The sequence below is a fragment of the Dorea sp. D27 genome, assembly GCF_001185345.1.
In the GTDB taxonomy this organism is placed as follows: Bacteria; Bacillota; Clostridia; order Lachnospirales; family Lachnospiraceae; genus Extibacter.
This window is the reverse complement of record NZ_KQ236746.1, coordinates 335,948-342,646: the sequence shown is the minus strand read 5'-3', so window position 1 is coordinate 342,646 and position 6,699 is coordinate 335,948. Positions and strand designations below refer to the sequence as shown.

At 45.1% G+C, this 6,699-nt stretch carries 8 protein-coding genes; 3 read left to right on the top strand and 5 right to left on the bottom strand.

Annotated features, from left to right (window positions below):
- From HMPREF0980_RS19185 to HMPREF0980_RS15305, 5 genes are all read right to left on the bottom strand, one after another.
- Nucleotides 1-416 (bottom strand): hypothetical protein (locus tag HMPREF0980_RS19185; RefSeq protein WP_049729955.1); only part of this gene is annotated, 416 nt, incomplete at its 3' end.
- Nucleotides 417-462: 46 nt separating this feature from the next.
- Complete coding sequence (locus tag HMPREF0980_RS15320) at nucleotides 463-699, bottom strand: hypothetical protein (protein WP_049729954.1); 237 nt, start codon at nucleotides 697-699, stop codon at nucleotides 463-465.
- A complete protein-coding gene (locus HMPREF0980_RS15315; protein WP_049729953.1) occupies nucleotides 665-1,114 on the bottom strand; it encodes a hypothetical protein in 450 nt (149 codons plus the stop codon). Before HMPREF0980_RS15315 ends, HMPREF0980_RS15320 begins: the two co-directional genes overlap by 35 nt.
- An 80-nt stretch (nucleotides 1,115-1,194) precedes the next feature.
- On the bottom strand, nucleotides 1,195-1,491 hold the full coding sequence (locus HMPREF0980_RS15310) for a WXG100 family type VII secretion target (protein ID WP_006444987.1): 297 nt from the start codon (nucleotides 1,489-1,491) through the stop codon (nucleotides 1,195-1,197).
- A gap of 47 nt (nucleotides 1,492-1,538) precedes the next feature.
- Nucleotides 1,539-3,689 carry a YhgE/Pip domain-containing protein gene (locus HMPREF0980_RS15305; RefSeq protein WP_049729952.1) on the bottom strand — a complete coding sequence of 717 codons (2,151 nt, stop codon included), beginning with the start codon at nucleotides 3,687-3,689 and terminating at the stop codon, nucleotides 1,539-1,541.
- Nucleotides 3,690-4,141: 452 nt separating this feature from the next.
- Between HMPREF0980_RS15305 and HMPREF0980_RS15300 the strand changes: the two genes are divergently transcribed.
- From HMPREF0980_RS15300 to HMPREF0980_RS18985, 3 genes are all read left to right on the top strand, one after another.
- Complete coding sequence (locus HMPREF0980_RS15300; RefSeq protein WP_049729951.1) at nucleotides 4,142-5,011, top strand: hypothetical protein; 870 nt, start codon at nucleotides 4,142-4,144, stop codon at nucleotides 5,009-5,011.
- Nucleotides 5,012-5,212: 201 nt separating this feature from the next.
- Nucleotides 5,213-5,827, top strand: coding sequence for a YcxB family protein (locus HMPREF0980_RS15295; RefSeq protein ID WP_198146297.1), 615 nt, complete (start codon nucleotides 5,213-5,215; stop codon nucleotides 5,825-5,827).
- Nucleotides 5,828-6,361: 534 nt separating this feature from the next.
- A complete protein-coding gene (locus tag HMPREF0980_RS18985) occupies nucleotides 6,362-6,517 on the top strand; it encodes a hypothetical protein (RefSeq protein ID WP_157039374.1) in 156 nt (51 codons plus the stop codon).
- Nucleotides 6,518-6,699: the final 182 nt, after the last annotated feature.

The following is a 6,699-nucleotide window of genomic DNA, read 5'->3' as shown; positions in this document are numbered from 1 at the left end:
TAGACAGCCCCAGGGCGTCCCCCCATAGAGACCATGCTCCGTATCGTTTCTATGATATAGGTCAGCGTGGAATTAAGCTGGTCATAATGCGCTTTCAAAGCCTCATGCTCGCTTTTCCACTTATCTTCGTCCACGGTCATTCCGTCTGAAAAATACTGGCGGAGGCAGCCTCCGTACGCATCGTTTGCCTCCATCATCTCAGAACAAAAGCCGGCGATTCCCTCTGCTACGGGCTGATGCACCTGCCCGATATAGCTCTTATGATTGTCATATGCCGCACTTTGAAGGCCGGCCTCTCCTTCAAAAGACCGGAACGCCTTGCCAAGCGTGCCGCTTTTCATCCAGACATCCGACAGGTATCTGTTCATGGAATCGAGTTCCGACAGTACCGTTCCTACATTCATCTTTACGCCCATACCTTTCTCCTTTCCTGCTTATGTAACAGTGCTCATCCCTGCCCATTCACATGACGGTCAACCTATCTCCGTGACGTATTCCCGCCTGTTTGAATGTCAGATATGGATTCACATATGTCTTCTGCCTCCAGGACCTGACTGAGATGCCCTCCGGGGGCACTTCAAGTGTAAGCGCGCTGTTATCGTTCAGGATATCCAGCACATCCCGGATCCTCTGCTCTGGCTTCACGCTGACATCTATCTTTCCATTATTGTACTCCGTACATATCGTTAATACTATCAATCCTGCGCTTCCTTTCCCTTCTAAGCTTTCCTGCATATAAGTATGCGGCGGCCAGCACGACGGCGGCGATAATCTCTATCCAGAATATTACGCCCGAACCGGTACCGGCTTCCTCTTTTTCTATTTTATTCCCGATATTTTCCACAGTCCCGGCAAACACCTGGCCGCGGATAACATCCAGCTTCTCTTCTCCGTCATTCTTGGTGATAAACACCTGCTGTCCGATATACGTTATGTTATGCATATTTTCCAGCTCTAAGGACTGTATCTTTTCTTGTGACCTGTCTTCAAATACTGGTACGCCGTACAGATCACAGAGCGAGATGCCGGTGGTGCTCTTCTGTTCTGTAATCACAGAAGTATCCCATTCTATATCTGTATCTTCCTGTTGAACCTGAACTTCTTCCGTCTTCATATAGCCTCCCATTGCGTCCATATTGCCGGACGCATCATCAAAAGGGGAGCCGGAGCACCCGGCCCTTGGCTCCCATCGCCCTATCTGCCTGAATTGGCCGCACTTGCAGCCTGGTCTGCCTCTTCATAGTATGTTGCATTCTGCTGCAGGCCTGTCCCGATATCCTGGATCAGATCCTGGATTGCCTGGAAGCTTGGCGCCAGTTCCTGATAGCGGGTTATGTACGCTTCTGCTCCCGCTCCCTGCCACAGCTCCGGCAGCTTGCTGTTGACAATCGTATCCAGGAATGAGCGCAGCTCCGTATACTCCTGCATTGCCTGTCCTGTTATCTGCTGTGCCTGAGTCTTCACGTCATCGCTTTTAATTCCTATGTTCATATGTATCCTCCTCTCTTCTTTTGATTTATAATTAGCATCTCTGGATGTTAATTATCCTTTTTCTTTCTACGCATTGACGCATTTATAGTGATAGAGGCTACGACGCCGAGGATGGCAAATGCACCGAGCACTTCCAGTACGGCCCTGCCGGTTTCCGAGGCCTCTTTTACATCGCTTCCTGACGCAGATGCAGCGTCATCTTCCATATTGCCGCCACCGGTATTGCCTGCCGTATTCTGCTCTGTCACCCAGAAAGGATCCACAATAAAGCGGCCCGCTTCTTGATTCTGTGCTTTTCCTATCCTTGTGTACGGTAATTTACCCGTAAAGCTCTCCATTCGTTCCTGGTTGTCCCGGCTGCTCTCTTCCTTTACTTTCTGTGCCCCTGCAAGCCCTTGTTCGACTGCTTCTTCCGAAGCTTTTGTCGCCTCTTGTATATGCTGCTGTAATGCCACTTCATTCGCCGTGTATGTCTCATAGGTCTTTGCCATGCTCTCCAGACGATCCGTGTCTTTTTCCAGTACCTCCTTCTGCAGGGAGCTCGTACTGTCGTGCATGTCTGCATATGAATCCTGTATTGCGCTACGGTCGATATGCCCAAGTGGATCATATGCTGTCAGCGAGCTTTGGAACGTGGACAGCTTTCCATCGGAATCGGCATAGCTGCTTTGGAAGGCATGTTTCACTTCATCGGCCCTGTTAAGCAGAGGGGATACGACATCGCTTCTGAGGCTGCCCATAATATCATCCAGTTTTGTCTGGCTGATTGGCTCAATCTTATAATCTTCATCCGCCGCCAGGTCAACGCCTGATGCCGCGAGGCTGTCCGCAAGCAGCCTGTCCGCCTCTCTTCTATTCTCCTGCGCGTCTCCTTCTGTGAAGGTTCCGTCCTCCTCTTCTACGAACCGTTCGATGCTGCAGTCTGGCAACAGGCTCAGAACGATTGCTTTTATCTCTTCTTTGTCCTGGATATCTGTCGAAGCCACTCCCACCCTATAGGTGCCACTGCTGTTCTGCCGGTAATCCGTAAGCAGCCGCTCCAGCTCTCCTACGTCTAAGGTTCCATCTGCCGCCGTCAGCGTGTATGCTGCTCCGTTCATCGTTACGGTCCCATCATGGACCGTCCAGGCCGGTAAAGAGCCTGTATCATATGTACCGGTACTCAGAACATCGGCGATATCGTCTGCCGCTGTCTGGATACCGTTGTTATGCTCTTCTATACCGTGGCGCATCCCCATCCAATATCTCTGTAGTACACCCAGATTCCCCTCCACAAGATCCAGCTTGCCTTGAATATTGTCTCTGTTGCTTTCAAGTGCCGTATTATAATCTGCAAGCAGCCTCTTTACCCCAGGCAGACCCGGATCATATATATCGTTTCCTTCCGTATCCTTTGTGACATCCAGGCCTTCAATCTGCCGGTTCGTATAGTCAAGCGATGCCTTTGCCTCGCTTCCTGCTTCCGAAAGCTGCCTCCTCCCCTCTTCTCCCCTGGCCGCACCTGTTTCATACTGGCTCTGTATCTCTTCGATAGCAGTTACGTTTCCGAGGATATATTGTTGTATGTCCAGTTCCGTTATGCTCATATCCGGCTGTAGGAGCTGTGGGAATTCTATATATTTCTGCAGGTCATAGGCCTTGATTTCCAGCAGCACCGATGTATCTTTCTTATCATTTTCCATCACCTTTATGGCACTGTCCTGTGCAGTATGGAACTCCTCCAGAATCCCTTCCACATACAGCAGACTTACATTGTCCGCCATCGACTGTATGAAAGAATCGACCTGTTTAAGAATCGTTATCTTTTTCTCCTGGGCGAGCTGCTTATTGATCTCATATGTTATATTTGACTTAGACATCACCGTATTCAGACTTTCGATATCTGCCGAAAAGCCTGCCGGTATGACGATATAAGCCGCGTAATCTCCCGTCTGCACTCCATTCCTGGCATCTTCCAGACCTGCGTATACATAATTGCCGCCGGAGAAATGAATCAGGCTCGCAGCATAATTGACCGCTCCGTCTTCTCTTCTCACGCCCTCGTCCAGATTCACCACCGCAATTATGCTGCTCTCTTCTTCCCGCCCGGCATCTGCCACATATGCCGTACTTACCCTTCCAGCTATAAAACCGGCCGCAAGCAACACAAGTGCAGCTACAGGCAATATGATCATACGGCCGACCTTCTTATTTCTCAAGCAGCCGCCCTCCTCTCCATACTCTTTGTCATTTTCTTAACTGGCAAAGACGAGCCAGTTACAAAGAGACCTGTCGTATTATATTACTATCTTATGATTTTAGTCTGTAAAATCAAAGCAGATTTCCTTAACTGGTCGATATTTGTCCTTCAAATTATCAGTTATAAACAGCAATTCAGATATCCGCTTTCAGACAATTTATACCATTTATCTTCTTCTATGTACATAAATCGCCGCCGAACTGTCGGAGGCTTGTCTTTATTTGGCTATAATCTATAAATTCAATTGACTTTTTCTATAGAAATTGATACAATTGGAACAAGAACAGACAATATTTTAACAAGCATATATACAAATCGGGGTGTATCTATTCTTGTGAGCTGGTTACATAAATATATTGTTTGTTTTCGCTATTTTTTAGTATCTTTATAAACAATCTGGAGGGATGAACTATGGATGTTATTTTGATTTTACGTATTGTGTTAGGTCTGTTTGTATTAGTATCAGCTATATTCTTTATCAAAGACCTTGCAGCACACAAAGAAGAACTTAAGGGCGGCAAGCCTGTTGCCCTGGCTATTATCGGTTTTATTTCCAACTGGCTCGATACATGGGGAATCGGAAGTTATGCTACTACCCAGGCTGGTTTCAAATTCACAAAGTCCAGCGAGGATATCACAATTCCTGGTACTCTAAACGTAGGAGACACCTTCCCTGTAACATTGGAAGCGCTATTATTCTTCAGTTTTGTAGACATCGACCCACTTACTTTAGTACTTATGCTCGCAGCAGCTGTTATCGGAGCACTTGTAGGTGCCGGTATCGTATGTAAATGGAATCTTAAGATGGTTCGTATCGCTCTTGGTATCGGTCTTCTTATCCTGGCAATCGTTCTCGCTTCTAAGAATGCTGGAATCGGACCTTTCGGTTTAGTTGGTGAAGCAACGGCTTTGACAGGTATCAAGTTAGTAATTGGTGTTGTTGTCAACTTCTTCCTGGGCGCCCTGATGATGATTGGTGTTGGGCTCTATGCACCATGTATCGCTCTTGTAAGTGCTCTTGGTATGAACGTTGGTACTGCTTTCCCAATCATGATGGGTTCTTGCGCGTTCCTTATGAATGCTGCATGTTTCAAATTCATCAAAGAAGGCAAATACGACAGAAGAGCTGCTCTTTATCTGGCAATATTCGGATGTATTGGTGTATTAGGCGCTTATCTGTTAACAAAGTATGCGTTCTCAATGTACGTTCTCACTTACCTGGTATGTGTAGTTATGGTCTTCACGGCAATCATGTTCTTTAAAGATGCAGCCAAAGCTTAAGCACAATTTTATTATTCAATAATAGAAAGGACAGCTTCTGCTGTCCTTTTTATATTCCGATTCAATAATATAGAACAGCACATATTCACAGAAAAGTAATGCTTGTAGAAACTTAAAAACCATATTATAATATGTAAAACAGCGGGTATCGTAGTTTCCCGCTTACAATCAAATAATCAACACAATAAGGAGATACCATATATGACCCCGGTATACGAAGTAAAAACAACACATACGCAGAAAGTATTGGAGGATTTTATAAAATTTACATATAGAATTAAGTATCCTCGTGTTACTATGCATCTTCTCATATTATCAGCCTGTTTCGCCGCTTTTGCCTATTTCACAAGAGGTGGCGTGGGAATGTACATATTTATTGTTCTGGCAGTCCTTCTTGCATGCTTTACTTTGAACAGACATCGTATCAGTTTCAGAAAACTAGCCAAAGTAGATAAGAATTACCAGAACCAAAGCGAAATACATCTCGTCTTTGGAGAAAGTGAGTTTCATATAGAGAACATTGATCTCGACCAGAATGAACGTATAAAATATGCGGAAATTAGCTTTGTATATGTCGATGACAACAACTACTATATCAGTATCAACAATGAAGATTTGCAGCTTCTTCCCAAGTCAGACTTTGTTCTGGGTGACCCGACCCAGTTTTATGATTTTCTATCTGATAAGACAGGTCAGCCAATACGCCCACTCTATATACCGTGGAAGGTCCGTATTCAAATGATGATGGAATATCGTGATGTACGAGCGGAACAAGTAAAAAAACGTCAAGAGGAAAAGAAAAAAAACAAAAGATAATGTTTCTTTGCTCTTTTACCATTTTACTATGTTAAAGTGCATTAAAATTTAATAGTTTTTTATTTTTTTATTGCTATTTTGCATAAAAATTTATTTTTTATTTTACTTGTATTGACACTTAAATTTATAAATGTTATATTAATAGCAACTTAAATGTACGAAAACCAATGGCGGTTACCTCGAGCAAGGGAACTGCCTATTTTTAAAAAAGTACAGGTAAGTTAACACCAATATGGTTGTAATTGCAGTTAAGCTGCCGCCGACCATTTCCCCCAAGAATGGTCCTGCGACAGTGGACTCCAATTGATATATACATCCTCTTTAGTAGGAGCATTCCCCAGCTTTGTATATAAACAAAACTGCAATGCAACGAGGAAAAACCTCTCAATGACATACCAAAAAGAAAGGGCACGACATACCGTATGTCGTGCCTTTTCTTTATCCAAAGGCGCAGATGGACCGGCTAATCTGCATAACTATACATATGCCAGAATTATTATTAATATCAACACGTAAAAGGGAAGGAGATCTACTATGCAAGACGAAAAAAGAAAGCAAAGAGAGGCCACAGGCAAAAATGAGGACGCTTTGACAGACAAGGAAAAGGAACTGTCTGGTACCTGGGCCGCCGACGCTCAAGATGACCTAGAGGACTGGATTGAAGAACAAGGGATTCAGCTGAGGTATTAAATGGGGGTTTTAGGTAAATTAGGCGGCGTGCGGGGAGCAGGGTGGCAGATGCTTCGATGCGTAGGAGGCTCCGACTATTTCACGTATCCCTAACCCTCCGGAATGCGCGCCGATAGCGGCTTACATCCCGCAGGATAAGGGCTACGGAAAGGATTCTCCGCCTCTCCCGCTTACACCTGCGC

What these genes read in the sequence shown, in the direction of transcription:
- HMPREF0980_RS15315 (WP_049729953.1), bottom strand. Translation starts at nt 1,114, where the DNA reads ATGAAGACGGAAGAAGTTCAGGTTCAACAGGAAGATACAGATATAGAA.
- HMPREF0980_RS15310 (WP_006444987.1), bottom strand. Translation starts at nt 1,491, where the DNA reads ATGAACATAGGAATTAAAAGCGATGACGTGAAGACTCAGGCACAGCAG.
- HMPREF0980_RS15300 (WP_049729951.1), top strand. Translation starts at nt 4,142, where the DNA reads ATGGATGTTATTTTGATTTTACGTATTGTGTTAGGTCTGTTTGTATTA.
- HMPREF0980_RS15295 (WP_198146297.1), top strand. Translation starts at nt 5,213, where the DNA reads ATGACCCCGGTATACGAAGTAAAAACAACACATACGCAGAAAGTATTG.
- HMPREF0980_RS18985 (WP_157039374.1), top strand. Translation starts at nt 6,362, where the DNA reads ATGCAAGACGAAAAAAGAAAGCAAAGAGAGGCCACAGGCAAAAATGAG.